The following is a 25,283-nucleotide window of genomic DNA, read 5'->3' as shown; positions in this document are numbered from 1 at the left end:
AGTTCTCATTTAGAACAACTAAATAGCGAATTTTTTGCCTTGCTATCAACACGTTTATCCATCCTCAAAATAGATCACTTAATTATGTGGATTGGTATAAGCTGCCATTTTTGATTTTTAGAATAACTCTTCTTCTGTTTTTGTATCTTCTTCAAAAATATCAGTTGGCTGAGACAGTACATATTTTGTTGGGGCTGTGCCTTTTTCAAAATATTCAAAGCGACTGGTGTAGTCGTTTTTATGACTTAACAAACCTGTTTTTAAATCGATACGAATTGAAACGAGTCCTTCAGGGGGCTCTATTGGCGCTTCTGGTGTGCCCTCAAGGGCCACTTTCATAAAATCAATCCAAGCTGGTTGTGCCGTTTTAGCACCTGATTCAGCACCAGAGATCTGGCTACTATCTAGGTTGTTATTATAGGTTGAGCGTCCTAACGAGTTTCCTGGGTTGTCAAAACCCACCCATACAGACGTTGCTACATTGCGGTTAAAGCCGCTAAACCAAGTATCAACAGAGTCATTCGTTGTGCCTGTTTTACCCGATAGATCGCGCCTATCTAATGCTTGCGCACGCCAACCAGTCCCGCTCCAGCCTGTTTTATGTGTCCAACTACCGCCACCCCATACAGCGCTGTGCATTGCCTCAGCAATTAAAAAAGCATTTTGCTTTGATATAACACGCGGTGCACAACGTGGTTGTATGGCTTGCTCATCTGCTGTATCGGTATCTAGGTTATTGTTGGCAAAGCTATCCGTTGCTTGAGAGACGGGTAATAGCTCGTCTTCATCGCAAGCAAGAGCAGGGGATGCTTTAAATAGTACATTACCATAGGCATCTTGAATTTCAGATATAAAGTAAGGTTCAATTAAGTGGCCACCATTAGCAAATGTGCTCATGCCGCGAGCAAGCTCTAATGGCGTGATTGATGCACTCCCTAATGCTAAGGATTCACTGCGGTTAATGTCCTCATCTTTAAAGCCAAACTTAAGTAAGTGATCGGCCGTGCGCTGCAGCCCTACACCGCGCAGCAAACGCACAGAAATAACATTTTTAGATTGTGCTAGTGCACGGCGAATACGTATAGGGCCATTATAAACCGCAGGGCTGTTTTTTGGCCGCCACGCTACACCTAAACTTTTATCCCATTGGTTTATTGGCGCATCGTTTAAAATAGAGGCCAATGTATAGCCATTTTCAAGCGCAGCAGAATAAATAAAGGGTTTGATATTAGAGCCAACTTGACGTTTAGCTTGTACCGCTCGATTGTATTGGCTTTGTTCAAAACTGTAACCGCCCACTATGGCTTTAATACGACCATCTTGTGGGTCGAGTGAAACAAGTGCACTGGCCGCTTCAGGTATTTGGCTTAGCAGGTAACTGTCGTCGTTATTTTTACGCAGCCATATTTGCATGCCTGGGGTAAGAATGTCAGTAGCGGCTTTAGGAGCAAAACTTTGACGGTAGCGAGTAATATATTTGCGCGCCCATTTTAAATTATCCCAATTAAGTGTGGTGTATTGGCCATTTTTTAAAATAACGTCAGCGGTTTTTTCAGATACGTTTAATACCACCGCAGCGTGCAAATCAGCAATTTCTTTAACTGGTTTTAGCTTTTCTAGGATTTGTTGCTCACCTAAGGCTGGTTGTGTTTCTGGGTCCCATAGCACGTCTACAGGCCCACGAAAGCCATGGCGCATATCGTAGTTATGTAAATTATTTACTAAAGCCGTTTGCGCAGCCTTTTGTACTTTAGACTCTACAGAGGTAAATATTTTAAAACCAGAATTATATGCTTTATCTACACCGTAACGCTTAACCATCTCTGCACGAACCATTTCAGAGATGTAAGGCGCGTACAGGTCTATCTCGGCTCCGTGAAAATACGCGGTGATAGGTTGGCTGGTTGCTTCGTTGTATTGTTGTTGTGTTATATAGTTTTCTGTAAGTAAGCGACCAAGCACTACATTACGACGTGCTTTAGCTCTTATGGGGTTACGAATAGGGTTAAGCGCAGAGGGCGCTTTAGGTAAACCTGCAATCATTGCCATTTGTGCAAGAGTGAGGTCTTTTAGCTCTTTACCGTAATAAACTTGAGCAGCTGCACCAATACCAAATGCACGATTACCTAGTTCTATTTTATTAAGGTAAAGCTCAAGAATTTCGTCTTTTGTTAATACACTTTCAATATGTAGCGCTATAAAAATCTCTTTAACTTTACGAATATATGCCTTTTCTCGTGTTAAGAAAAAGTTACGAGCGAGCTGCATGGTGATTGTACTCGCGCCTTGTTTTTTTTCACCTGTTGAAATTAAGACAATAGCGGATCGAACAATACCTATGGGATCAATGCCTATATGGTCATAGAAACGGTTATCTTCTGTTGCTAAAAAGGCATCAATTAAAGGTTGCGGAATTTCGTCTATGGTGACAGGGATGCGGCGTTTTTCACCAAATTGATTGATTAACAGTCCATCTTTTGTAAAGACCTGCATAGGGGTTTGTAATTGCACGTCTTTTAAAACTTGCACACTGGGGATATCAGGTTTAACGTAATAATAAAGGCTGATTAAAGTGATCAGACCAATTAACGTGCAAATGATAAAAAATTGTAATGTTCGTTTTAATAAAATCACTTATATTTCCCTAAATGGACTCCCAATTGCGAGTTTAGACTGCTAGTATATATTGATTAAAAAATGAATAATATTTTTTACTAAAAAAATTATAACTTGTTTATTATTAAAACAAAGGTCAAGTTGCAAACATGCTAAGTCAACTATTTCAAAAGCCATCAGCTGCGATGGTCGGAATTGATATCGGATCGCACTCTATCAAAGCAGTGCTTTTAAGTGAAATTGAAACGGGATTTCGACTAGAAGCACTTGCAATTGAACCTATGCCTAAAGGCGCGATGAGCGAGCGCTCAATTCAAGATATTGAAGCAATTGGTAATGTGATTACAAAATTAAAAAGAAAACTACCAAAATCGCTAAAATCTGCGGCAGTCGCTGTATCAGGACAAACCGTTATCACTAAAGTAATTTTTATGGATGTTTCATTAAGTGACGCTGAATTAGAGTCACAAATTGAAATTGAGGCTGACAGCTTAATCCCATATCCCCTCGACGAAGTGAGCTTAGATTTCGAAAAGCTTTCTACTAATGAAGCCGATCCCAGTAAAATGAATGTACTACTCTCTGCTGCGCGTACCGAGAGCGTTGAGGCGCGTGTAGGTGCACTTGAAGCTGCCAACTTAACCGCTAAAGTGGTTGATGTTGAAAGCTATGCATTGAGCCGAGCGATGGATGTGTATTATCAGCAACTTCCAAGTGACGCCTTTAATAAGTGTGTTGCAGTGGTAGATATTGGCGCGGTGTTGATGTTGGTAAGTGTGGTGCAAGCCGGTGAAACAATTTACACCCGCGACCAAGTGTTTGGTGGTGACCAATACACCAATAGTATCGTGTCATACTACAACAAGGGCTTTGATGAGGCTGAGATAGGTAAAACAACAGGTGATTTACCCCCTAACTATACCTTTGAAGTACTTGCACCGTTTCAAACATCATTATTGCAGCAAGTGCGGCGTGCGGTACAAATGTTTTTAACAACCACAGGTAAAGATCAAGTTGATTATATTGTACTAACCGGTGGCACATCGATGATCGAAGGGCTCGATCGTTTGTTAATAGAAGAGCTGGGTATTCATGCTGTTGTAGCTGAACCGTTTGCAAATATGGAAATTTCACCAAAAGTAGATCGAAATATTATGCAGCGAAATAGAACACAGTTTGCAATTGCTACTGGTTTGGCATTAAGGAGCTTTTCATCATGCCACATATAAATTTACTGCCTTGGCGCGAGTTGCAACGTGAAGAGTCTAAAAAGAAGTTCATCACAATTATAGTTGCGGTAGTAATTGGTTGCTTTGCATGTATGTACCTGCTTAGTTCTTTTTATGCTGGTTTAAAAGATGGCCAAAACTTAAAAAATAACTATCTCAGTTCAGAAATAAGCATGCTTGATAAAAAAATTAGTGAAATTCGAGATCTTGATAAACGAAAAGAAAATTTACAACAACGTATGCGATTAATCGAAGAGTTGCAAAGCAGTCGTAATTTAGGCACTCAAATTATGGATGAGGTGGCGAAAATTGTTCCTCAAGGGGTATATCTCACTAAGCTTGAGCGTCGTGGTAACCAAATACATGTACTTGGTCGAAGTGAATCAAACAATCGCTTATCTACGATGCTGCGTCAGGTGCAAGGCTCATACTTATTAGAAAGACCCACCATGCAAGGTATTGTAGCGGGCGATCAGACATCACGGTTACTCAGTGATTTTAATATGGAGTTTTATGTAAAACCATTTGATGAAATTGGTGAGGTAAGTGATGAACCTTGATTTAAAAGCTCTAAATGAAATAGATTGGAATGAAATTGAGCTCGACAATATTGGTGAGTGGCCTGTTGCAGTAAAAGCAATTAGTTGCTTATTTGTCGCCGGTTTAGTGTTATTTTTTAGCTACAGCTTATTGGTATCTGACGAAATAGACAGCTACCACAGTGCTGTAGCAAAAGAAGTGGAATTACGTAGCACTTATAGAACTAAATATGCTGTAGCAAGTAAACTTGATATATACCGTCAGCAGATGGTTGATATGGAAGATAAGTTTTCTCAATTGTTAAAGCGACTACCCACATCAAATGAAACACCGGGTCTACTTGATGATTTATCTTATGTAGGGACTACTAGCGGTTTAACATTTTTAAAAATAGGTTGGTTACCGGAAGTCGAAAAAGAGTTTTACACAGAGCTCCCTATAAAAATTGAAGTAATAGGTACTTACCATGAGTTCGGTGAATTTGTTGGAAAAGTAGCCCAATTACCACGAATTGTTAGTTTACATGACTTTTCGATTGTATCATCTGGGGAAAAGCAACTAACATTCAGTGTAGTAGCAAAAACATATCGTTATGAAGAAGGGGTTAAAAAGTGAGATTAGTCCCTTTATTATCGCTGTCTATTTTATTTTTAGCAGGTTGTAATGACGATACGTCTGAGCAAAAAGAGTTTATTGACCAAGTTAAAGCCAGTACCACGGCTAAAGTTGAAGAAATACCTGAATTAACTCAGTTTGAACATTTTGAATATAACGCATCGCAATTGCGAAGCCCTTTTGTAGCACCACAGCCTGAAATTATTCAAAATAAACTGACGCAAATTAAAAATTGTTTACACCCTGACCCTGATAGAGTGAGAGAGCCGCTAGAAAAATACCCGCTCGATAACCTATCTATGAAAGGGACGTTAGGCTCTAACGGACAAATGTGGGCATTGATCACCGCAGCAGATGAGACGCTGCATAGGGTAACGGTAAATAACTACTTAGGGACATACGACGGTAAGGTTAAATCTGTAAGTAGTGATTATGTAGAATTAGTTGAATTAATCCCTGATGGGTCGGGTTGTTGGAAAGAGCGGCTGACTAAATTGGAAATGTTAGAGGCGGCAAATAATGGCGCAAATTAATAATAAAAAAGGTGAAACACACATGCATAAGGATGTACTTTGGCATCATCGTTTTCAAACGATGTTTTTTGTCATATTGGCTCTTTTTGTTGCAAAAACAGCTAGTGCAGCGCCATTACTTTATGATGTACGCTATAACCCATTGCTTAAAGGCGAGACCGAGTTACAACTTGTATTCGACGAAGAGCTAACACAACAACCTAAAATTCAGGTACATAATACACCAGCGCGTATAGAGATGCTGTTTGATGGTGTTGAATTAGAGCAGGGCCTTGAAAATGTACCGGTCGATCACGCAGGTATTAATAGTGTTAGCAGCGTACAGACAGAGCAAGGCTTAAAAGTTACGGTAAATTTGGAACGTTTAAAAATATACGAAACTCAAGTTAATAATAACTTAGTGTCGTTGCGCGTATCGGATAACCCACTTACTGAACAAGCTTCTGATGAAAGCAGCAATGGTTATGATGCCTCAAGCGCTTATATTAACCGGATTCAATCTATTGATTTTCGCCGTGGTGAAAAAGGTGAAGCAAAAGTTTTAGTATTTTTGCAAGACACGCAAGCTGCAATAGAAGTACATGAAAGCGGTGGAAAAATAATTGCAGAGTTTCATCATACAGATATTTTAGACGACTTACTGTATGAACTAGATGTATTAGATTTTGGCACTGTTGTAAGTACCATTGAAACCTTTAAAGAAGATAGCCTAAGTCGTGTGGTTATTGAGCCTAATGCTGCTTTTACCTTTACCTACCAGCAAATAGATAACATTTTAACGTTAACGATTGAAAAAGATGAAACGCAAAATGCTTATTTAGATGGGGGCAAAGAATACCAAGGTCGTCCAATGACCTTAAACTTCCAAGATATTTCGGTTAGAGCTGTACTGCAAATAATAGCGGGCTATAACGAGTTTAACTTAGTAACGAGTGACTCAGTAACCGGCAACATCACGCTTCGTTTAGATGGCGTTCCATGGGATCAGGCTTTAGATGTTGTGCTGCGTATTAAAGGCCTTGATAAGCGCATGGATGGCTCTATATTGATGGTGGCGCCAGCTGAAGAGCTAGCCGCCCGTGAAGCGAAAGATTTACTAGCTAAACAAAAGGTCGAAGATTTAGAGCCGCTTTACAGTGAGTATATTCGTTTAAACTATGCTAAAGCTGAAGACTTTGCGGATTTACTTAAAACCGACACGAACAGTATCATTTCTGCTCGTGGCAGTGTATCGGTCGACCAGCGTACCAATACCTTACTTATTAAAGATACAGCGAAGAGTATTGAAAGTATCCGTCGTATGATTGAAACACTTGATATCCCAGTGCAACAAGTTGTTATTGAATCACGTATGGTAACGGTACGCGATAACGTCACAGAAGATTTAGGTGTACGTTGGGGATTTAGCGACCAACAAGATAGTGATGGTATTTCAGGCTCGCTTGAAGGTGCAGAGTCTATCTCAAATGGTACTATTCCTGACTTATCAGACCGTCTTAATGTAAACCTACCTATTACTAACCCTGCGGCGAGTATTGGTTTACACATAGCAAAGTTGGCGAATGGCACCTTAATTGATCTAGAGCTAAGCGCTTTAGAGGAAGAAAATAAAGGTGAGATTATTGCGAGCCCGCGCATTACTGCGGCTAATCAGCAAAAAGCACGTATTGAGCAAGGTACTGAAATCCCCTATACCGAATCAGCCTCAAGTGGTGCTACTACTGTAAGCTTTAAAAAAGCGGTATTGAGCCTTGAGGTTACACCGCATATAACGCCTGACAACAAAGTTATTTTAGACTTAGTTATTACACAAGATACTCGTGGCGAAACGGTCCAAACCGGAACAGGTGAAGCGGTGTCGATAGACACTCAACAAATTGAAACACAAGTGCTGGTTGATAACGGCCAAACCGTTGTGCTGGGTGGTATTTTTCAGCAGCAAATAATTAATACCACAAATAAAGTACCTGTACTTGGTGATATTCCCTATGTTGGACGCTTATTTAAGAGCACCAGCGAGTTTAATGAGAAACGTGAATTACTTATTTTCGTGACACCGAAAATACAAATAGACTAAAATTTAGTGGTTTTATGTTCGCCAACGAGTGTTTATTGATAATAATTGCTCGTTATATGGCTTTTTATTGTAATAGACTTGAAATACCCGGCCAATTACTGAGATAATCCCCTCCTTAATTTTGGGGCCAGGTCGTTAGGCGGGGTTTTATTTCAAATTTTAGAGTTCGTTTGTACTAAAAGATATGGCTGAGAAACGTAATATATTTCTAGTTGGCCCCATGGGGGCTGGCAAAAGCACGATTGGTCGTCACATCGCTGACCAATTACACCTTGAATTTGTCGATTCTGATCAAGAAATCGAACGCCGTACCGGTGCAGATATTGCCTGGGTGTTTGATCTTGAGGGTGAAGAAGGCTTTAGACTTCGTGAAGAATCTGTTATTGGCGACTTAACCGAAATGCAAGGTATTGTACTTGCAACCGGTGGTGGGTCAGTAATGAGTAAAGAAGTTCGAAACAAGCTTTCGGCTCGCGGTATCGTTGTATACCTAGAGACACCTATAGAAAAGCAAGTTGCACGCACGCAACGCGACAAGCGTCGCCCATTACTGCAAACTGAAGAAGCACCTCGTAATGTACTAGAGCGCTTAGCAGAAGAACGCGAGCCACTATACAAAGAAGTTGCTGATTTTGTTGTACGCACCGATGAGCAAAGCGCTAAAGTTGTTGCTAACCAAATCATCGAGAAATTAGATTTTTAAAAACCAATAATAAAGGAAATAACAAAGCATGCTTGAATTAACTGTTAATTTGGACGAGCGAAGTTATCCTATTTTTATTGGTCAATCTGCACTTCAAGATAATGGCCGCCTTGTTCACCACATTGGTGATTGTCGGCCTATCATTATCACTAACGACACAGTTGCCCCTTTATATTTGCAAGGACTGCTAGATTCGTTAGCTGAGCTAGACCCTCTTTCTTTTGTCATTCCAGATGGTGAGCAATACAAATCACTTGAATGGTTTGAGAAAATTTCTGCTTTTTTATTGCAAAATAATTGCGGTCGAGATACCTGCTTAATAGCATTAGGTGGCGGTGTTATTGGCGATTTAACAGGCTTTGTAGCTGCATGCTATCAACGCGGTGTACCGTTTATTCAAATTCCTACCACGGTACTATCACAAGTTGACTCCTCTGTTGGGGGGAAAACAGCTGTAAACCACCCACTGGGTAAAAATATGATTGGGGCATTTTATCAGCCGCAAGCTGTTTTTATTGATACTGAATCACTTCATACATTACCGGCGCGTGAATTTGCAGCGGGCATGGCCGAAGTTATCAAGTATGGTCTGATTTACGATACCGAGCTCTTTGCTTTTATTGAGCAAAATGCAGAAAAGCTACAGCAATTAGACGAAGCCAGTTTGCAGCATATCATTTATAGATGTTGTGAAATTAAAGCGCTTATTGTTGCACAAGATGAAAAAGAAAATGGCCTTCGTGCGTTACTCAATTTAGGGCATACCTTTGCTCACGCAATTGAAGCGCAAATGGGGTATGGCGTATGGCTGCATGGTGAGGCTGTTGCGACCGGAATGGTACTGGCTGCTAAATTAGCCCATACACGCGGTGATTTGTCGCAAGATGAGGTAGATAGAATTGTAACGCTACTCAAGCTTTATAATTTGCCTACTGAGATCCCAGCAGAAATGACTGCTGAGCAGTTTTTGATGCATATGCGCAAAGACAAAAAAAATAAAAAGGGCACTATCCGTTTTATTTTACCGACAGAATTTGGTCAATGCGCATTAGTAGATGACGTATCAGATGACCACGTTAGAGCGTTAATCGAGCAATAATGCAGGCGCAAATTTTACCAAGCCGTGCGGCGTTGGTGGATAGAATCGCGCTGCAATTTGAATATGGGCAAAACTTAATTGTATTGCTAGGCACCTCAGGCCTTGGCAAAAGTTATATGCTCGAAACCTTCATCACCGACAAATACAACAGTTTTAATAAAGCATTTGTACAAGTAAGTGCCAGTGTAAATGATGTATCACTGATGAGTGATATATTAGAGCAAAGCTTTAACTCTCCGCTGATTGACCACGATTTATCGTTAAGTGAAAACTTTTACCAACTGCTAGAACAACAGCCGTGCGAGGCCTGTTTATGGGTGCTCGATAATGCAAGGCATTTATCTGAAGAGTTATTACAAGAGTTAGAGTTACTTGCCAAAAATAGCCCTATAACGCTTTATATTATGCTAGCCTCGCAATCAAAGCTGGCTATTAATAATGCCGTTGAAATTTACTTAGAGCCTTTATCTTCCAGAGAATCTAAACAGTTGATGAGCTGGTATTTTCCTAATTTACCGTACGATGAAGACCCCGTATTTAGCGCATTTTTAAATGAAGCAAAAGGCAACCCCAGCTTATTATTAGCATGGCAGCCAACGGAGCATGTGGCTGATATTGTAAAAAAAGATACAGTGTCATGGCGTATACATTTAATCTCGTTGTTAATTATTATTATGTTACTAATTATTGGGCTGCTCTATAAAAATGACATGACCCAATGGTGGCAAACGTACTATCAAAATCAACAAAGCCAAGACATAGATACCGCTATTCCTGCTTCTAAAATTACCGCTATCCCAAGAGCGGATAAAGAAGTCAGTAATGACAATGCTGATATTTCAAAAGCGGATTTGCCTTTAGAGCCGGTCAGCGATAAATCACAAGGGAGTGAAGCGCCACATAAAAACGATGTGCCGGCGATAATGCAAAGCCTAACGCGTCAGGCTCAACAAAGCGCTCAAAGTGAGCAAAGCGAGGCGTTACCACAAAGCTCAAACACTCCTGAGGCTATTGAGCCAATTGAAAGTGACGATAAAGAAAGCCCACAGTCTAAAACCTCAAATAACGTATCAGATAACGCGTGGTATTTAGCTCAGCCAGATAATAATACAACTGTGCAGCTGCTTGCTGTGACACAGGAAAAAATCATTCGTGAGTTTATTATTCAACATAGTTTAAGCCAGCGGGCTAGGGTATATAAAACTAAGCGGAACAATAAAGTATGGTGGGTAGCTACTCTTGGCAGTTATGTATCACTCGCTGATGCTAAAAGTGCGTTGTCTGCCTTGCCAAGTACGCTTAGAAAGAACAAGCCTTTTTATAAAAAAATCAGCAAAATAAAACAAGAAATTGCACGACTTGATCAGTAAACTGACTCACTTTAGTGTAAAATCGCGCTACAGCAGATTGAAGTTAAGAACCAATGCAACAAAAGAGTAGAGCCTTCCTTAAATGGGCTGGCGGTAAATACAGCCTAGTTGAAGATATTAATGCACGATTATCTCAAGCCAGCAAACATGCTGAAACCTTGGTAGAACCGTTTGTAGGTGCAGGCTCAGTATTCTTAAACAGTAATTTTAAACGCTATTTACTTAACGACATAAATGCTGACTTAATTAACTTATACAAAGAGCTCAAGCGCTCACCTGATGAGTTTATAAGTGACTCTAAAAAGCTGTTTGTTGATTTAAATAACCATCCAGACGCTTACTACGAATACCGTGTACAGTTTAATAAAAGCAATGATGTATATGAGCGCGCAATGCTCTTTTTATACATGAATCGCCATGGTTACAATGGATTGTGCAGGTATAATCTTAAAGGCATTTTTAACGTGCCATTTGGTAAGTATAAAAAGCCTTATTTTCCAGAAAAAGAAATGTACTTTTTTGCCGAAAAAGCACAAAAAGCCACATTTACCTGCCTAAGCTACGATGATGTGTTTAAGCTTGTGCCAAACAACGCGGTTATTTATTGCGATCCGCCTTATGTGCCGCTAAGTAAAACAGCGTCGTTTACCTCTTATGCTAAAGGCGGGTTTAATTTAGACGATCAAGCAAACTTAGCAAACTTAGCCGAGCAAGCTGCGTTTGAAAACAATACCCCAGTGCTTATATCTAACCACGATACCGTGTGGACGCGAAAAATTTATAGCCAAGCTACGCTTGGTAAAATTCAGGTAAAACGTACTATCAGCCCTAAAGGTGGCTCACGCAATAAAGTTGACGAGTTAATGGCTATGTATTTAGCACCCAAGCAACCACTGCATAAATTGTCACTACAAAAATAACGAAAAACAGCACAGCTAAAGCAATAATAAAAAGAGGGGAGTGTTGTTGGAAGTCGGCTTGGCGTTTGTGCTCTGATTGCACACCAAAAAATGCTGCTAGCACACTTTGCAACGCGCTAATAAAGTGCAGCATTATTTAAAATAGAGGTTTTATTGAAGGCGTATTTTTAGCGTCTTCTGAGCTAGTTAATAGCTCTAGTAAATCTAAATAATGAAATTGCGCACTGCGACTATCGCCTGTGAGCCACGAAAACCACGACGAATCTTCTTCTACTTTCGTACACGTTAGGGCGCTTGGAGTGTTATTACTACTCGCCTGATGGTGACAGTTACTAACTAAGCTTAAATCTTGCTCAGAACTTGGCGCAAAACTAAATGCCCCAATAAATAACAATGCCGACGCAATTAAGATCCCTGTTTTAAAAGCACGCATAATATTAGCCTAAAAGTAAGTTACTCCTTTAATAATAACAAAAGCTGTATAAATAACAAACTAATATTTCCTTGTGATAGTTAAAGCTTTATATAAATAAATTCTTATGTATTTAAATTGCTATTTTAGTTATACCCAATTTGCCGTGTATTACTTGGGAAACTCCAGTATTTACGGTACATTAAGGCATATTTTATTGATTGACGGATTACTATGCTAAACCCTGAACAAAAATACTTAATAGCGCCTTCTATTTTGTCAGCTGACTTTGCAAAATTAGGTGAAGATGTAGATAAGGTACTCGCTGCAGGTGCTGATGTAGTACATTTTGATGTCATGGATAATCACTACGTGCCTAATCTCACAATAGGCCCTATGGTGTGCAAAGCGCTTAGAAATTACGGGGTAACGGCCCCTATCGATGTACACCTAATGGTAAAGCCTGTAGATAGTATAATCCCTCAGTTCGCAGAGGCCGGTGCATCAATAATTACCTTTCACCCTGAGGCGAGCGAGCACATAGACCGCACCATACAACTTGTTAAAGATCATGGTTGTAAGGCCGGTTTAGTATTTAATCCTGCCACTAGCCTGAGCTATCTCGATCACGTTATTGATAAGTTAGACACTATTTTACTAATGTCGGTAAATCCAGGTTTTGGCGGCCAAAGCTTTATCCCCCACACCCTTGAAAAACTAGCCCAAGCTAAGCAGCGCATCGTTGAGTCGGGTCGTGATATTCGCTTAGAAGTTGATGGCGGTATTAAGGTTGATAATATAGCCGCAGCAGCGCAAGCAGGTGCCGACATGTTTGTAGCAGGGTCTGCTATTTTTAATGAGCCTGATTATAAAGTGGTTATTGATCAAATGCGTGAGCAGTTAGGAAACGTAAAGTAATGAAATATGATGTAGCTTTGTTCGACCTTGACGGCACACTTGTTGATAGCGTTTACGATTTATACCTAGCAATAAATTTAACACTGAGTGATTTAGCATTCCCTATTGTTAGCCAAAGCTTGGTTGAAAGCTGGATAGGCAATGGTATTGAAACCCTAGTTAAGCGTGCACTCAGTGGTGATATGCAAATTAGCGAACATTTAGATGAAGCGCTTAGTGCAAAAGCCATTGCTTTATTCTATCAACATTATGAGCAGCTAGTGGGCGAATATAGCGTGTTATATCAACATGTAGAAACAGGGCTTAATGCGCTCAGTGGTATGCCTAAAGCCCTCGTTACCAACAAAGCGCGCATATTTACCGAAATTCTACTTGATAAGCTTTCCCTTACGCGCCACTTTGAAGTAATCGTGTGTGGAGACGATATGGCTAAAAAGCCGTCGCCAGCGCCTTTGCTGTATGCATGTAAAAAGCTGAATGTTGAGCCGAGTAAGGCTATTATGATTGGCGATTCAAAAAGCGATATATTGGCAGCACATGCCGCTAAAATTGATGTCATAGCGGTGGATTATGGTTATAACCAAGGCGAAAACCTAAGCGACTTTAATCCACAGTACCTATGCGAGAACTTCTTAGATATAATACCAACACTAACACAGCGTTAAAATTTTTAATTAACTAAACAACACTAAAGGAAAATCATGAGTAAACCAGTAGTTTTAAGTGGCATTCAGCCAACCGGTGGTATGACAATAGGCAACTATGTTGGCGCTATTAACCAGTGGCTAAAGCTACAGGAAGACCACGAAAGTTTCTTTATGCTTGTTGATTTACATGCGATTACTGTTCGTCAAGAGCCTGAACTTCTTCGCTCTCGAGTATTAGATGGTATAGCCTTGTACGCGGCGTGTGGCATAGACCCTGAAAAATCAGCCTTATTTTTACAGTCACAAGTGCCAGAGCATGCGCAGTTAGCATGGGTGCTAAATTGTTATGCGCAAATGGGTGAGCTTAACCGCATGACTCAGTTTAAAGATAAGTCATCTAAACATGCTAATAATGTAAACGTCGGCTTATTTTCGTACCCAGTATTGCAAGCAGCGGATATTTTATTATACCAAGCAGACCAAGTACCGGTAGGGGACGATCAAAAGCAGCACTTAGAGTTAACGCGCGATATAGCTACACGCTTTAATAATTTATACGGTGATGTATTTAAATTACCTGAGCCTTATATCCCAGAATTTGGCGCACGCGTAATGAGCCTTCAAGATCCGCTTAAAAAAATGTCTAAGTCTGATGAAAACCCTAACGGCTACATCATGCTATTAGATGAGCCTAAAAAGATTGAGAAAAAGCTTAAAAAAGCAGTAACCGATTCAGACGAGCAAGCACGTATTTACTTTGACCGCACTGAAAAACCAGGCGTTTCTAATTTACTTACTTTATTAAGCGTAGCCACTAAGCGCTCAATTGAAGACTTAGTGCCAGAGTACGAAGATAAAATGTATGGCCACTTGAAAAAAGACACAGCCGATGCAGTTGTTAGCATGATTGAGCCAATCCAAGCACGTTTTAAAGAGATCAGAGAAGATCAAAATCTACTTGATAGCATCATGAAATCAGGGGCAGAAAAAGCCAGTGTACGTGCAGAAAAAACACTTAAATCGGTATACGATGCGCTCGGATTTATTCCTCGTACATAAATTGCTTTACTAGTATAAGTAAATAAAAATGCCGCTAAATTTAGCGGCATTTTTTCCTTTTAATGAATACTTTTTATTATCTACCTTAAAGTAATGGCTTTAGGTAATGCCCAGTATGCGAGCGCTCACATTTAGCGACCTCTTCAGGTGTGCCTGCAATGAGTATTTCACCGCCGCCAGCACCGCCTTCAGGGCCTAAATCAACCACCCAGTCTGCGGTTTTAACCACATCTAAGTTATGCTCAATAACTACTATGGTATTACCGTGATCACGCAGACGATGTAATACAACAAGTAGTTGTTCAATATCGGCAAAGTGAAGGCCGGTTGTTGGCTCATCAAGTATGTAAAGAGTTTTACCTGTATCGCGTTTAGATAGCTCACGAGCCAGTTTTACACGCTGAGCTTCACCACCAGAGAGCGTGGTAGCAGCTTGCCCCAAACGAATATACGATAAACCAACATCCATAAGGGTTTTAAGCTTGCGGGCTATTGCGGGTATTTTATCAAAATAGTCGTGCGCGTCTTCAACCGTCATTTCGAGTACTTGGTGAATGTTTTTACCTTTGTATTGTACTTCTAAGGTTTCGCGGTTATAGCGCGCACCCTTACATACATCACACGGTACATATACATCAGGTAAAAAGTGCATTTCTACTTTAATTACGCCATCGCCTTGGCAAGCTTCACAGCGCCCGCCTTTTACGTTAAAGCTAAAACGACCTACTTTATAGCCACGTGAACGGGCTTCTTGTGTCCCTGCAAATAACTCACGAATACCGGTAAAAATACCTGTGTAGGTTGCAGGGTTTGAGCGCGGTGTACGGCCAATCGGGCTTTGGTCAATATCAATCACTTTATCAAAATGATCAAGGCCACTAATTGACTTGTAAGGTGCGGCTTCCGCTGTGGTGGCACCGTTAAGTTCAGTATGCGCAAGCTTAAAAAGTGTATCGTTAATGAGCGTTGATTTACCTGAGCCCGATACCCCTGTAATACAGGTTAATAAGCCAAATGGAATTTTTAAGTCTACATTTTTAAGGTTATTACCTGTGGCGCCAAACAGCTCAAGCCATTTGTCGCCTGTTGGGTTACGTTCTTGTGGTACTTCTATTTTACGCACGCCAGATAAAAACTGGCCCGTTACCGAGTCTTTGGTCGCTAAAATATCGTCTCGTGTACCTTGTGCAATAATATGCCCGCCGTGTACACCCGCGCCTGGGCCAATATCAATAATATGATCGGCTGCGCGAATGGCATCTTCATCATGCTCAACCACAATCACGGTGTTACCTAAGTCGCGTAAATGCACCAAGGTTTGTAATAAACGGTCGTTATCGCGCTGGTGTAAACCAATTGATGGCTCATCCAGTACGTACATTACACCTACAAGGCCCGCGCCAATTTGGCTGGCTAAACGAATACGCTGCGCTTCACCACCAGAGAGGGTATCAGCACTGCGTTCAAGCGATAAGTAGTTAAGGCCTACATTAATTAAAAACGATAAACGGTCGCGAATTTCTTTCAGGATTTTTTCAGCTATTTGGGCTTTCTGACCGGTGAGTGATAACCCTTCAAAAAAGTCCATTGCCTCGCCAATACTCATATTAGTAATAGCAGGCAGGTTTGTTTGACCTATAAATACGTGGCGTGCTTCTTGGCGTAAACGTGAGCCATGACAGCTAGGGCACGCTTGGCTAGTTTGATATTTAGCGAGCTCTTCACGTACCGAGTTTGACTCCGTCTCGCGATAGCGACGGTTCATGTTATTTAACACGCCTTCAAACTCGTGGTTACGAGTTATTAAATCGCCTCTGTCGTTACGGTAGTTAAAGGCTATTTTTGTTTTACCTGAGCCTTCTAAAATAATTTTTTGTGATTCTTTAGCAAGTTTTTCAAATGGCACATCTAAATCAAAATTATAGTGATCGGCAACCGCTTGTAGCATTTGAAAATAATAAAAACTGCGTTTATCCCAGCCTTTAATAGCACCACCGGCCAAGCTTAGCTCGGGGTTATGCACCACACGGTTAGGATCAAAATATTGGCGTACGCCTAAACCATCACAGCTTTGGCATGCCCCCGCAGGGTTATTAAACGAAAATAAACGTGGCTCTAACTCGGTCATTGCATAGCCACAGGTAGGGCAGGCAAAATTTGCCGAGAACAGCATTTCTTCTATTGTGCTGTCGTCCATGTAGGCTACATTTGCTACACCGCCAGACATTTCTAGTGCGGTTTCAAATGATTCGGCTAAACGCTGCTGCTGGCCATCTTTTACTTTAAAGCGGTCAACAACCACTTCAATAGTGTGTTTTTTATGAAGCTCAAGCGTTGGTGGATCGGATAAGTCGCATACTTCGCCATCTATACGAGCACGAATATACCCTTGGCTTGAGAGCTGCTCTAGTAATTTAACATGCTCGCCTTTACGGTCTTTAACTACCGGGGCTAAAAGCATTAGCTTAGTGCCCTCTGGCAGTGCTAAAACGGTATCAACCATTTGGCTAATTGTTTGAGCTGCAAGGGGTAAGTCGTGAGTTGGGCAGCGTGGCTCTCCCACACGGGCAAACATTAAACGCAAGTAATCGTATATTTCGGTAATGGTACCCACTGTTGAGCGAGGGTTGTGCGATGTAGATTTTTGCTCAATAGAAATGGCGGGAGAGAGGCCTTCAATATGATCAACGTCAGGCTTTTCCATTAACGATAAAAATTGCCTTGCGTAGGCAGAAAGTGACTCTACATAACGACGCTGTCCTTCTGCATATAAAGTATCAAATGCCAGTGATGATTTTCCCGAACCAGATAGGCCTGTGATAACAATTAATTTATCACGTGGGATGGTTAGGCTGATGTCTTTTAAATTGTGCGTACGGGCGCCTCGGACTTCAATGTTTTCCATGCTATCTCGTTTATTACCAAAATTATTTGTCCAGTATCGCATAATACGAAACATTATTAATCAATGATCAACGAAAAAATCCTTACTTATAGGCGATTAATTATTGCCAAGCTTGTGGTAGAATCCCAGCCTAAATTTTTCATATCGTAAGATTACGCAGATAATGACCGCATCTTCACTTAATTCACGAGAAAAACGCGCCGCAGTATCGCTGGCGAGTGTGTTTGCATTTAGAATGCTCGGCTTGTTTATGCTGATGCCTGTATTGGCTATTTATGGCCAATCGCTTGATGGGTTTTCGCCTATGTGGATAGGATTTGCAATTGGCGCTTATGGTTTAACCCAAGCAGTACTGCAAATACCCATGGGGCGTTTGTCAGATAAAATAGGCCGTAAAAAAGTCATTGTTGGTGGCTTAGTTGTGTTTGCGTTGGGCTCTGTTATTGCAGCCCTTGCTGAATCTATTCAAATGGTTACATTGGGTCGAGCACTACAAGGTATGGGCGCTATAGCCAGTGCATTACTTGCTTTTGCCAGCGATCTAAGCCGCGACGAACAACGCCCTAAAGTAATGGCTGTAATTGGCATGAGCATAGGCATGAGCTTTGCCTTTGCTATGTTACTTGGGCCCATAGTTGCAGCGTCGTGGGGCGTAGCAGGGGTATTTTGGTTAACAGCAATCCTTGCCGTGTTTGGTATTGGTATTATTTTATTTTTAGTGCCTAATGCCGTTAATAAAGCGCCTAAAGGCGATACCTTGGCAAGCTTTAGCGACATAAAAAAATTAATTAAGCATCCGCAATTATCGCGCTTAAATGCTGGTGTGTTACTGCTACATTTAACACTCACCACTATTTTTGTGGTACTACCAAGCCAGCTAATAGAAGACGGCTTAGTTGCCAACCACCACTGGTATTTATATATTCCGGTGTTGCTGCTAGCGTTTATTTTAATGGTGCCAATGATGATTATTGCCATTAAAAAAGAAAAAGAAAAACAGGCTTTTATTGGCTCAATTGCGCTGCTTTCGGTCAGTATGTTTGCCATGTCTATTTGGGTAAATAGTGTGGTTGGCATTGCCATTTGTATGCTGCTTTATTTTGTCGCATTTAATTTCTTGGAAGCGACTATGCCTGCGCTTGTATCGCGTATAGCCCCTGCAAGCCAAAAAGGTTCGGCGATGGGCGGGTATTCCTCTAGCCAGTTTTTAGGGGCTTTTTTAGGTGGTATTTTAGGGGGTTACGTAGCACAAACAACAAGTACACAAGCTGTGTTTGCGGCAGCGGCACTTGTTGGGTTAATATGGCTTATTATTGCGTGGAAAATGCAAGTCCCACCGAAAAGTAAAGTTATTAGTTTAATGACCAATTTAAGTTCTGAAGAGCAAGCTCAAGAACTTGCTTCTCAGCTAGTTGCTTTACCTGGCGTAATAGAAGCAACAGTAGTACGCGACGAAAGCCGCAGCTATTTAAAGATTAATGATAAAGAATTCGACCTAGACCAAGCACGTAAAGTAGCTGGTTTAATCTAACGTTTATAGGAGATGGTTCCATGGCACGCGGTGTGAACAAAGTAATTTTGGTTGGTAATTTAGGACAAGATCCTGAAGTTCGTTACATGCCTAATGGCAATGGTGTAGCAAATATTACCTTAGCAACGTCAGATAGCTATAAAGATAAAAACACTGGCCAAATGGTTGATAAAACTGAGTGGCACCGTGTCGTGTTTTTTGGCAAATTAGCTGAAATTGTTGGCGAATACTGCCGTAAAGGCTCACAAATTTACGTAGAAGGTAAACTACAGACACGTAAATGGACTGATCAGCAAGGCCAAGAAAAATACACAACTGAAATTGTCGTTGATGGCTTTACAGGTCAAATGCAAATGCTAGGCGCTCGTGGTGGTGATCAGCAAGGTGGTGGCTATCAAGGTAATCAAGGCGGCCAACAAGGTGGCGGTTACCAGAATAATCAGCAAGGCGGTGGTTATGGCCAAAATAACCAAGGTCAGCAAGGCGGTGGCTATGGGCAACAACAGCAGGCGGCTCCAGCACAGCGTCCGGCTGCAGCGGCTGCACCACAGCAAAATAACCAATACCAGCAATCAAACAACAGCGGCTTCGCTCCACAGCAAAATAGTGCACCACAGCAGCAAGGTGGTTTTGCACCTAAGCCGCAAAATGCCCCACAAGGCGGCGCATCAAATCCTATGGAACCAACAATAGATTTTGATGATGACATTCCGTTTTAGACAAAGACAAAAATGTTGAAATGTAATCTTAAAAGCCGCTACTAAGCGGCTTTTTTAGTTTTTACTTACAGACAACCACTGCCCAGAGAGCATTTTTTACGATCGAAAGTTAAATGCCAATCTCATACCTGTCCGCAATAATGCTTCATCATTTTGAGGGGCTAAAAGTGTCGCTATCAGTGTTTAAAAATTCTCATTTATAACTGCATGGAAGCAGAAGGTAGAGCAATGCAGGAGCAATTGCCGAGAGAAACTAAATAGCGAATTTTTTGCCAAGCTATCAACACGTTTTTCCATCCCCCAAATAGCTCACTTAATTAAGCGGATGGGTATAAATAGAGTTGACTCTGATGTTTTCATATGTGAAATTTCATATATCTGTTTTTTCATATGTGTTTAGTTCGCTACAGAGCTATAAGGTTAAAGGTTATGAGTAAATCAATTGAGCACGAGCTACCTAATTTAGCACTCTCACAAAGCATTCCTCCTAGCGTTAAGGATTTCACACGAACGTTTTCATCTCATAAGCCTAAAATTTTATTGTTATACGGATCGCTGCGAGCCCGCTCATATAGCAAGTTGGTTATAGAAGAGAGTGCGCGCTTGCTAACCCACTTTGGTGCTGAGGTTAAAATATTTAACCCTGAGGGGTTACCCATAACAGATAGTGAAGATGAGACGCACCCTAAAGTGCAAGAGTTGCGTGATTTAATGCTTTGGTCTGAAGGGCAAGTATGGTGCTCGCCAGAACGTCATGGTGCTATGACAAGCGTATTTAAAAATCAGATTGATTGGATCCCATTAAGCTTAGGAGGAGTGAGGCCTACGCAAGGTAAAACGTTGGCTGTAATGCAGGTTTGTGGTGGTTCGCAGTCATTTAATGTGGTTAATCAGTTACGCGTACTAGGGCGTTGGATGCGCATGGTAACAATACCTAATCAGTCATCTGTGCCTAAAGCGTTTTTAGAATTTGAAGAGAGTGGCCGAATGAAGCCTTCCGCTTTTTACAATCGAATTGTGGATGTAATGGAAGAGCTCGTAAAATTTACTTTATTAATGCGTGACCAAAAAGAACACTTTGTTGATAGGTATTCTGAACGAGTAGAAACAGCAGAGCAGCTCAGCAAACGCGTAAATCAAAAAGACATTTAGGAGGTTACTGTGGGGTTATTTGAGCGTTTTTTATCGGTGTGGGTAGCGCTGGCAATTGCGGTAGGCATTATAGCTGGTTACGCGATACCCGATATATTTAGTGTTGTTGCAAGCTTAGAATATGCACATGTAAATATTGTTATCGCTGTACTTATTTGGTTTATGATTTACCCGATGATGGTGCAAATTGACTTCTCCTCCATTAAAGACGTAGGTAAAAAGCCTAAAGGCTTAGTGCTGACAGTTGTTATCAATTGGCTCATAAAGCCCTTTACCATGGCCTTACTAGGGTGGTTATTTTTTAAAGGTATTTTTGCAGACTTTGTTGTCCCACAAACAGCGACAGAATACATAGCCGGTATGATTTTATTAGGTGTAGCACCATGTACTGCAATGGTATTTGTGTGGAGCCAATTAACAAAAGGTGATGCTAATTACACGTTAGTGCAGGTATCTATTAACGATATTATTATGATTTTTGCCTTTGCGCCCATTGCAGGCTTATTACTAGGGGTAACAGACATAACGGTACCGTGGGACACGTTATTACTTTCAGTGGTTTTGTATGTACTTATTCCATTAATAGCAGGCGCTATTACCCGCAAAAAGTTGGATAAAGGTGAAGATCACACACGGTTAAATCACTTTTTAAAGGTAATGAAACCATATTCCATCATTGGTTTACTGGCAACGGTGGCGCTTTTGTTTGGTTTTCAGTCTCAAACTTTAATAGATAAACCAGAAGCCATTGTATTGATTGCTATTCCGTTGCTTATTCAAACGTATGGTATTTTTGCAATAGCTTATATAGCTGCAAAAAAAATGGGCCTAGCTCATAGTATTGCAGCGCCTGCTTGCATGATTGCAACCTCTAACTTTTTTGAGCTGGCTGTTGCCGTGGCTATTTCATTATTTGGTTTACACTCTGGCGCTGCGCTTGCCACCGTTGTAGGGGTGCTTGTTGAAGTACCTGTTATGCTTAGCTTAGTTTATTTTGCTAATAAAACGCGTTATTGGTTTAACTAGGAGAGCGGTATGGTTGTTATTCATCATAACCCCGATTGTGGTACATCGCGCAATGTATTGCAGGTTATTAAGGCCGCTGGCTATGACCCCATTGTTATTGAATACCTTAAAGAAGGCTGGACAAAATCTCAATTGTTAGCGTTATTTGCCGCAGCAAATTTAACACCAAAAACAGCGTTGAGAGTGAGTAAATCGCCTGCTAAAAAACTTGGTTTGTTGAATGAAAACATAACAGATGAAGCTATTTTAGAGGCCATGCTTACGCACCCAGTACTCGTTAACAGACCTATAGTGTGCACCGAAAAAGGGGTTAAACTGTGTCGCCCTAGTGAGCACGTTTTAACGCTGTTAGCGCAATGGCCTAAAGGCGAGCTATACAAGGAAGACGGCGAAATGATATTAAACGCGCGGGGCGAGCAACCTAAAAATTAATAAACTATTTGCCAAAACCCCGTTTGCACGGGGTTTTTTGTTTAGAAAAATTATAAACATTTAAACTTGCTTAGTCTGCTTGTGCTAATGACTATTTTGAACAACACTTTAAATAGTCGCGTTGCCACAGAGAGCACTATGCATAAAGCCTTTATAAAACTTGGTAAGCAAAAAAAAATAATGTACTTAACGAGTTTTTTGCTGGTAGTCATTATTTTTAATGTGCTTTTAAATAATACGCTCCATAAAAAAATCCACAAAAATGGCCAGCAGTTAACACAGCAAATTTATGAGCTGCAAATTAACGCTAATGCTGATAAAGAAATAGTGCAGGCTTTAGTGCAGAGTAAGGGCTTTATGCTAACTGCACACTCTAATGCAGAGCATTTTAAATACTTAGTCAATATACAACACGATGTATTTAGCTATAAAACACTTAGCATAAGTTTATATCACTGGCCCGCTTGGGTTGAACAAGCGTACTTATTTTTATTATTAAATCTTATTATGTTGGGCGCTGCCAGCTGGTGGGTTAGATGGTGGAAAGTAATCATCAATAAGCCAACTGCCAACATACCACTACCGCGCACTCAGACTAAAGCAGCTAAAAAACCTTCAACTCAAATAGCTACGCTAAATTGCGAAGTAAAATCTATGTATGGGGCTACTACAGCAAGGCATAGTTTATTCGCAATTGTGAAGTGTGATTGTGTATTTGATGAAAATACCGATATACAAGCAAGTTTTAAGGTAATGATAGCAAAGTATTTTAAAGAGCTCCCCTCAGTATCTGTAAACTTATTTGATGCAAATAATGTCGCTATCACCTTAAATAATATTCCGGTAGAAAAGCTAGATACATACAGTGAAAATCTTCATGAATGCGTTTATCAAATTTGTAGGCGCTATCGAAGTACTGTAAAACGTAAAAACATAAAAGTTGGTTTGTGTGATTATCGGTATGCAGCCGAGCAACCTGTTATTTTTAAGTTAGCTAAGTCTGCCTTGCTTTTTTCAGAAAAAAACGTGATCCAACATTGGCATAGGCTTACTTTGCAGCACGATCAAGAGAAGTTAATATCTTGTGGCCAAGTTATTGAAAATATTAAAAAGAAAAAGTTTATTTTATTTTTTCAACCATTATTTATGATCACCAGTGGCGATATTGTACAACATGAGGTGTTAATCAGAATTAGGCAGCAGCCACATGGTTTATTAGCAGCACGTTACTTTATTAACCAAGGCTTTGATAATCTTCAGGCATTTGAGCTAGATAAAGCGGTACTCCTGCAGGTTAAAAAGCTGATTTTGACAGAGCCTAACGAGCTTGCAGTGAGTATTAATTTACATATAAGTAATTGGTTTAACGAAAAGTTTTGGGATTGGTTTGTAACCAATATGCAGGCGTTCACAAAAGAGCGTAAGCTACAATTTGAAATTAGTGAAGCTGACTTTATTAAATACCAAACAAAATTGACCTACGCTTTTGAAAAACTCACGGCCCTAAAAAGTGTAGTGGTGATTGATAATGTACAGAGTGTTGAACATATTGACCAAATAGCTTCTCAACCAATAGCCAGTGCTATAAAGCTAGGCTACGCGCTTGTACATAATGTGGATGAAAAGGCTCAACAACAAAAACAGGTTAAAAATATTGTAGCGCAAAGCAAGTTGCTCAATATGCCTGTGTATGCGGTGGGTGTAGAAACCCAAAAAGAGCTACTTATGTTGGCTAAACTAGGTGTAGTTGCGGCACAAGGCTTTTACTTTTCTGAGCCTCTGCAAGAGTACACACATGCCACGTTTTATTAGGAATAATTACTAAATCAAGCCACGATACTTTAAACCATTGAGCCCCTGTAAACCGCCTGTATGAATAGCCATTATATGACTACCAGCAGCAAAGTAGTCTTGTTCGATCAGCTGCCATAATGCATACATCATTTTACCACTGTATATAGGTTCAAGGGGTAAGTTATGGCGCTGCTGCATGCGTTGGCAAAACTGCCACAATTCATTGGTAAACTTACCATAACCGCCACCATGAAACTCTGTAAGTAGTTGCCAATTTGATTGCTGGGCGGCTTTTTTACTAAGTATTGTAATTTCTTTGTTAAGGTATTCGGCTTGCTTTAATACCGCAATTCCTAGCAGCTGTGTGTCCTCAAAGCTGCCTTCAATTAAACCTGCAAGTGTCCCGCCACTGCCTGTGGGACAGATTAAGTAATCATGCTTAGGTAAGCTTTTAGCAAGCTCAGCACACCCTGGCAAGGCATGTGTATTACTTCCACCCTCTGGAATTATGTATGCATAGGGGAATTGTGCTTGCAGCTGAGCTAAGTAATCTGGGTCATGGCGCTGCTTATATTCAATACGCGTAACCACATGTAAGTCCATTGCACATTGTTTAGCAAAGCGCACTGTGGGGTTTTGGGTGTCTAAATGGGGTCCTCTAATGATGGCGTGGGTTTTTATATTAAATAATTTACCCGCCCCAGCGCAGGCATGAATATGATTAGAAAACGCGCCTCCAAAAGTGAGTAACTGTGTTTTATTGGTGGCTTGCATGTGCTGTAAATTATATTTTAGTTTACGCCATTTGTTACCACTAATAAGTGGGTGGAGCAGGTCATCTCTTTTAATGCTTAAGCGTATGTTTCTTTTTTTTAGACAATTGCTATCTATTTGTTGTATTGGGCTTTCTTTTTCAATATTAAATAAATTAAGCATTATTTCTCGTGTTTATACTTGCAAACCAACAATCTTGTACGACACTTAGT

General features: G+C 40.6%; 23 protein-coding genes. 18 read left to right on the top strand and 5 right to left on the bottom strand.

From position 1 onward, the window contains the following. Positions 1 to 117: 117 nt before the first annotated feature. Entirely contained in the window at positions 118 to 2,634 is a 2,517-nt protein-coding gene (locus AN389_RS07005) for a penicillin-binding protein 1A (protein WP_055014591.1), read from the bottom strand. A 131-nt stretch (positions 2,635 to 2,765) separates the two neighbouring features. Between AN389_RS07005 and AN389_RS07000 the strand changes: the two genes are divergently transcribed. From AN389_RS07000 to AN389_RS06960, 9 genes are all read left to right on the top strand, one after another. Continuing rightward, the gene (locus tag AN389_RS07000) at positions 2,766 to 3,845 is read left to right on the top strand and encodes a pilus assembly protein PilM (protein WP_055014592.1); all 1,080 of its coding nucleotides are present in this window, start codon (positions 2,766 to 2,768) and stop codon (positions 3,843 to 3,845) included. Next, a complete protein-coding gene (locus AN389_RS06995) occupies positions 3,833 to 4,405 on the top strand; it encodes a PilN domain-containing protein (RefSeq protein ID WP_055017777.1) in 573 nt (190 codons plus the stop codon). The genes AN389_RS07000 and AN389_RS06995 overlap by 13 nt, the downstream gene beginning before the upstream one ends. After that, a complete protein-coding gene (locus tag AN389_RS06990; protein WP_055017776.1) occupies positions 4,395 to 5,000 on the top strand; it encodes a type 4a pilus biogenesis protein PilO in 606 nt (201 codons plus the stop codon). The genes AN389_RS06995 and AN389_RS06990 overlap by 11 nt, the downstream gene beginning before the upstream one ends. Further along, positions 4,997 to 5,533 (top strand): pilus assembly protein PilP, encoded by a 537-nt coding sequence (locus AN389_RS06985; RefSeq protein ID WP_055017775.1) that lies wholly within the window; start codon positions 4,997 to 4,999, stop codon positions 5,531 to 5,533. Before AN389_RS06990 ends, AN389_RS06985 begins: the two co-directional genes overlap by 4 nt. Continuing rightward, positions 5,520 to 7,610 (top strand): type IV pilus secretin PilQ, encoded by a 2,091-nt coding sequence (locus AN389_RS06980; protein WP_055019503.1) that lies wholly within the window; start codon positions 5,520 to 5,522, stop codon positions 7,608 to 7,610. Before AN389_RS06985 ends, AN389_RS06980 begins: the two co-directional genes overlap by 14 nt. 184 nt (positions 7,611 to 7,794) lie before the next feature. After that, the gene (gene aroK, locus AN389_RS06975; RefSeq protein WP_004589350.1) at positions 7,795 to 8,313 is read left to right on the top strand and encodes a shikimate kinase AroK; all 519 of its coding nucleotides are present in this window, start codon (positions 7,795 to 7,797) and stop codon (positions 8,311 to 8,313) included. A 28-nt stretch (positions 8,314 to 8,341) separates the two neighbouring features. Then, the gene (gene aroB, locus AN389_RS06970; protein WP_055014597.1) at positions 8,342 to 9,412 is read left to right on the top strand and encodes a 3-dehydroquinate synthase; all 1,071 of its coding nucleotides are present in this window, start codon (positions 8,342 to 8,344) and stop codon (positions 9,410 to 9,412) included. Next, positions 9,412 to 10,782: an AAA family ATPase gene (locus tag AN389_RS06965; RefSeq protein WP_055019502.1), complete on the top strand. Its 1,371-nt coding sequence runs from the start codon at positions 9,412 to 9,414 to the stop codon at positions 10,780 to 10,782. Before aroB ends, AN389_RS06965 begins: the two co-directional genes overlap by 1 nt. Positions 10,783 to 10,835: 53 nt before the next feature. After that, complete coding sequence (locus tag AN389_RS06960; RefSeq protein WP_055014599.1) at positions 10,836 to 11,702, top strand: Dam family site-specific DNA-(adenine-N6)-methyltransferase; 867 nt, start codon at positions 10,836 to 10,838, stop codon at positions 11,700 to 11,702. On the opposite strand, the gene AN389_RS20155 is transcribed toward AN389_RS06960, so the two are convergent. Both AN389_RS20155 and AN389_RS06955 read right to left on the bottom strand, forming a co-directional pair. Beyond that, positions 11,650 to 11,835, bottom strand: a complete 186-nt coding sequence (locus tag AN389_RS20155) for a DUF2970 domain-containing protein (protein ID WP_024032525.1) — start codon at positions 11,833 to 11,835, stop codon at positions 11,650 to 11,652. The two genes, AN389_RS06960 and AN389_RS20155, sit on opposite strands and share 53 nt — an antisense overlap. Positions 11,836 to 11,838: 3 nt before the next feature. Beyond that, positions 11,839 to 12,135: a hypothetical protein gene (locus tag AN389_RS06955; protein ID WP_055014600.1), complete on the bottom strand. Its 297-nt coding sequence runs from the start codon at positions 12,133 to 12,135 to the stop codon at positions 11,839 to 11,841. 213 nt (positions 12,136 to 12,348) lie between these two features. Here AN389_RS06955 and rpe point away from each other — a divergent pair, with 213 nt between their 5' ends. The 3 genes from rpe to trpS are packed head-to-tail and all read left to right on the top strand — an operon-like array spanning position 12,349 to position 14,738. Then, the gene (rpe, locus tag AN389_RS06950) at positions 12,349 to 13,032 is read left to right on the top strand and encodes a ribulose-phosphate 3-epimerase (RefSeq protein WP_055014601.1); all 684 of its coding nucleotides are present in this window, start codon (positions 12,349 to 12,351) and stop codon (positions 13,030 to 13,032) included. Continuing rightward, on the top strand, positions 13,032 to 13,697 hold the full coding sequence (locus AN389_RS06945; RefSeq protein ID WP_055014602.1) for a phosphoglycolate phosphatase: 666 nt from the start codon (positions 13,032 to 13,034) through the stop codon (positions 13,695 to 13,697). The genes rpe and AN389_RS06945 overlap by 1 nt, the downstream gene beginning before the upstream one ends. Before the next feature lie 36 nt (positions 13,698 to 13,733). Continuing rightward, a complete protein-coding gene (gene trpS / locus AN389_RS06940; RefSeq protein ID WP_055019501.1) occupies positions 13,734 to 14,738 on the top strand; it encodes a tryptophan--tRNA ligase in 1,005 nt (334 codons plus the stop codon). Positions 14,739 to 14,823: 85 nt separating this feature from the next. On the opposite strand, the gene uvrA is transcribed toward trpS, so the two are convergent. After that, the gene (uvrA, locus tag AN389_RS06935) at positions 14,824 to 17,643 is read right to left on the bottom strand and encodes an excinuclease ABC subunit UvrA (RefSeq protein ID WP_055019515.1); all 2,820 of its coding nucleotides are present in this window, start codon (positions 17,641 to 17,643) and stop codon (positions 14,824 to 14,826) included. 163 nt (positions 17,644 to 17,806) lie between these two features. Between uvrA and AN389_RS06930 the strand changes: the two genes are divergently transcribed. The 6 genes from AN389_RS06930 to AN389_RS06905 all read left to right on the top strand — a co-directional run bounded on the left by AN389_RS06930 (position 17,807) and on the right by AN389_RS06905 (position 24,315). Beyond that, complete coding sequence (locus AN389_RS06930; protein WP_055014603.1) at positions 17,807 to 19,174, top strand: MFS transporter; 1,368 nt, start codon at positions 17,807 to 17,809, stop codon at positions 19,172 to 19,174. A gap of 20 nt (positions 19,175 to 19,194) precedes the next feature. Then, the gene (gene ssb, locus AN389_RS06925; protein WP_055014604.1) at positions 19,195 to 19,893 is read left to right on the top strand and encodes a single-stranded DNA-binding protein; all 699 of its coding nucleotides are present in this window, start codon (positions 19,195 to 19,197) and stop codon (positions 19,891 to 19,893) included. 429 nt (positions 19,894 to 20,322) lie between these two features. Beyond that, complete coding sequence (gene arsH / locus AN389_RS06920) at positions 20,323 to 21,045, top strand: arsenical resistance protein ArsH (RefSeq protein WP_055014605.1); 723 nt, start codon at positions 20,323 to 20,325, stop codon at positions 21,043 to 21,045. Between the two features lie 9 nt (positions 21,046 to 21,054). Then, complete coding sequence (arsB, locus tag AN389_RS06915; RefSeq protein WP_055019500.1) at positions 21,055 to 22,071, top strand: ACR3 family arsenite efflux transporter; 1,017 nt, start codon at positions 21,055 to 21,057, stop codon at positions 22,069 to 22,071. Between the two features lie 9 nt (positions 22,072 to 22,080). After that, on the top strand, positions 22,081 to 22,503 hold the full coding sequence (gene arsC, locus AN389_RS06910) for an arsenate reductase (glutaredoxin) (protein ID WP_055019499.1): 423 nt from the start codon (positions 22,081 to 22,083) through the stop codon (positions 22,501 to 22,503). Positions 22,504 to 22,641: 138 nt separating this feature from the next. Continuing rightward, positions 22,642 to 24,315, top strand: coding sequence for an EAL domain-containing protein (locus AN389_RS06905; RefSeq protein WP_055014648.1), 1,674 nt, complete (start codon positions 22,642 to 22,644; stop codon positions 24,313 to 24,315). A 9-nt stretch (positions 24,316 to 24,324) separates the two neighbouring features. Here AN389_RS06905 and AN389_RS06900 read toward each other — a convergent pair whose 3' ends face one another. Beyond that, the gene (locus tag AN389_RS06900; RefSeq protein ID WP_055014608.1) at positions 24,325 to 25,233 is read right to left on the bottom strand and encodes a 1-aminocyclopropane-1-carboxylate deaminase/D-cysteine desulfhydrase; all 909 of its coding nucleotides are present in this window, start codon (positions 25,231 to 25,233) and stop codon (positions 24,325 to 24,327) included. Positions 25,234 to 25,283: the final 50 nt, after the last annotated feature.

Source organism: Pseudoalteromonas sp. P1-7a (assembly GCF_001401855.1).
GTDB lineage: Bacteria > Pseudomonadota > Gammaproteobacteria > Enterobacterales > Alteromonadaceae > Pseudoalteromonas.
Note: the sequence above shows the minus strand (reverse complement) of the source record. Positions and strands in the feature narration are given on the sequence as shown.

Coding starts and splice junctions, on each gene's coding strand:
- AN389_RS07000 (WP_055014592.1), top strand. CDS start 2,766: ATGCTAAGTCAACTATTTCAAAAGCCATCAGCTGCGATGGTCGGAATT.
- AN389_RS06995 (WP_055017777.1), top strand. CDS start 3,833: ATGCCACATATAAATTTACTGCCTTGGCGCGAGTTGCAACGTGAAGAG.
- AN389_RS06990 (WP_055017776.1), top strand. CDS start 4,395: ATGAACCTTGATTTAAAAGCTCTAAATGAAATAGATTGGAATGAAATT.
- AN389_RS06980 (WP_055019503.1), top strand. CDS start 5,520: ATGGCGCAAATTAATAATAAAAAAGGTGAAACACACATGCATAAGGAT.
- aroK (WP_004589350.1), top strand. CDS start 7,795: ATGGCTGAGAAACGTAATATATTTCTAGTTGGCCCCATGGGGGCTGGC.
- aroB (WP_055014597.1), top strand. CDS start 8,342: ATGCTTGAATTAACTGTTAATTTGGACGAGCGAAGTTATCCTATTTTT.
- AN389_RS06965 (WP_055019502.1), top strand. CDS start 9,412: ATGCAGGCGCAAATTTTACCAAGCCGTGCGGCGTTGGTGGATAGAATC.
- AN389_RS06960 (WP_055014599.1), top strand. CDS start 10,836: ATGCAACAAAAGAGTAGAGCCTTCCTTAAATGGGCTGGCGGTAAATAC.
- AN389_RS20155 (WP_024032525.1), bottom strand. CDS start 11,835: ATGCTGCACTTTATTAGCGCGTTGCAAAGTGTGCTAGCAGCATTTTTT.
- AN389_RS06955 (WP_055014600.1), bottom strand. CDS start 12,135: ATGCGTGCTTTTAAAACAGGGATCTTAATTGCGTCGGCATTGTTATTT.
- rpe (WP_055014601.1), top strand. CDS start 12,349: ATGCTAAACCCTGAACAAAAATACTTAATAGCGCCTTCTATTTTGTCA.
- AN389_RS06945 (WP_055014602.1), top strand. CDS start 13,032: ATGAAATATGATGTAGCTTTGTTCGACCTTGACGGCACACTTGTTGAT.
- trpS (WP_055019501.1), top strand. CDS start 13,734: ATGAGTAAACCAGTAGTTTTAAGTGGCATTCAGCCAACCGGTGGTATG.
- uvrA (WP_055019515.1), bottom strand. CDS start 17,643: ATGGAAAACATTGAAGTCCGAGGCGCCCGTACGCACAATTTAAAAGAC.
- AN389_RS06930 (WP_055014603.1), top strand. CDS start 17,807: ATGACCGCATCTTCACTTAATTCACGAGAAAAACGCGCCGCAGTATCG.
- ssb (WP_055014604.1), top strand. CDS start 19,195: ATGGCACGCGGTGTGAACAAAGTAATTTTGGTTGGTAATTTAGGACAA.
- arsH (WP_055014605.1), top strand. CDS start 20,323: ATGAGTAAATCAATTGAGCACGAGCTACCTAATTTAGCACTCTCACAA.
- arsC (WP_055019499.1), top strand. CDS start 22,081: ATGGTTGTTATTCATCATAACCCCGATTGTGGTACATCGCGCAATGTA.
- AN389_RS06905 (WP_055014648.1), top strand. CDS start 22,642: ATGCATAAAGCCTTTATAAAACTTGGTAAGCAAAAAAAAATAATGTAC.
- AN389_RS06900 (WP_055014608.1), bottom strand. CDS start 25,233: ATGCTTAATTTATTTAATATTGAAAAAGAAAGCCCAATACAACAAATA.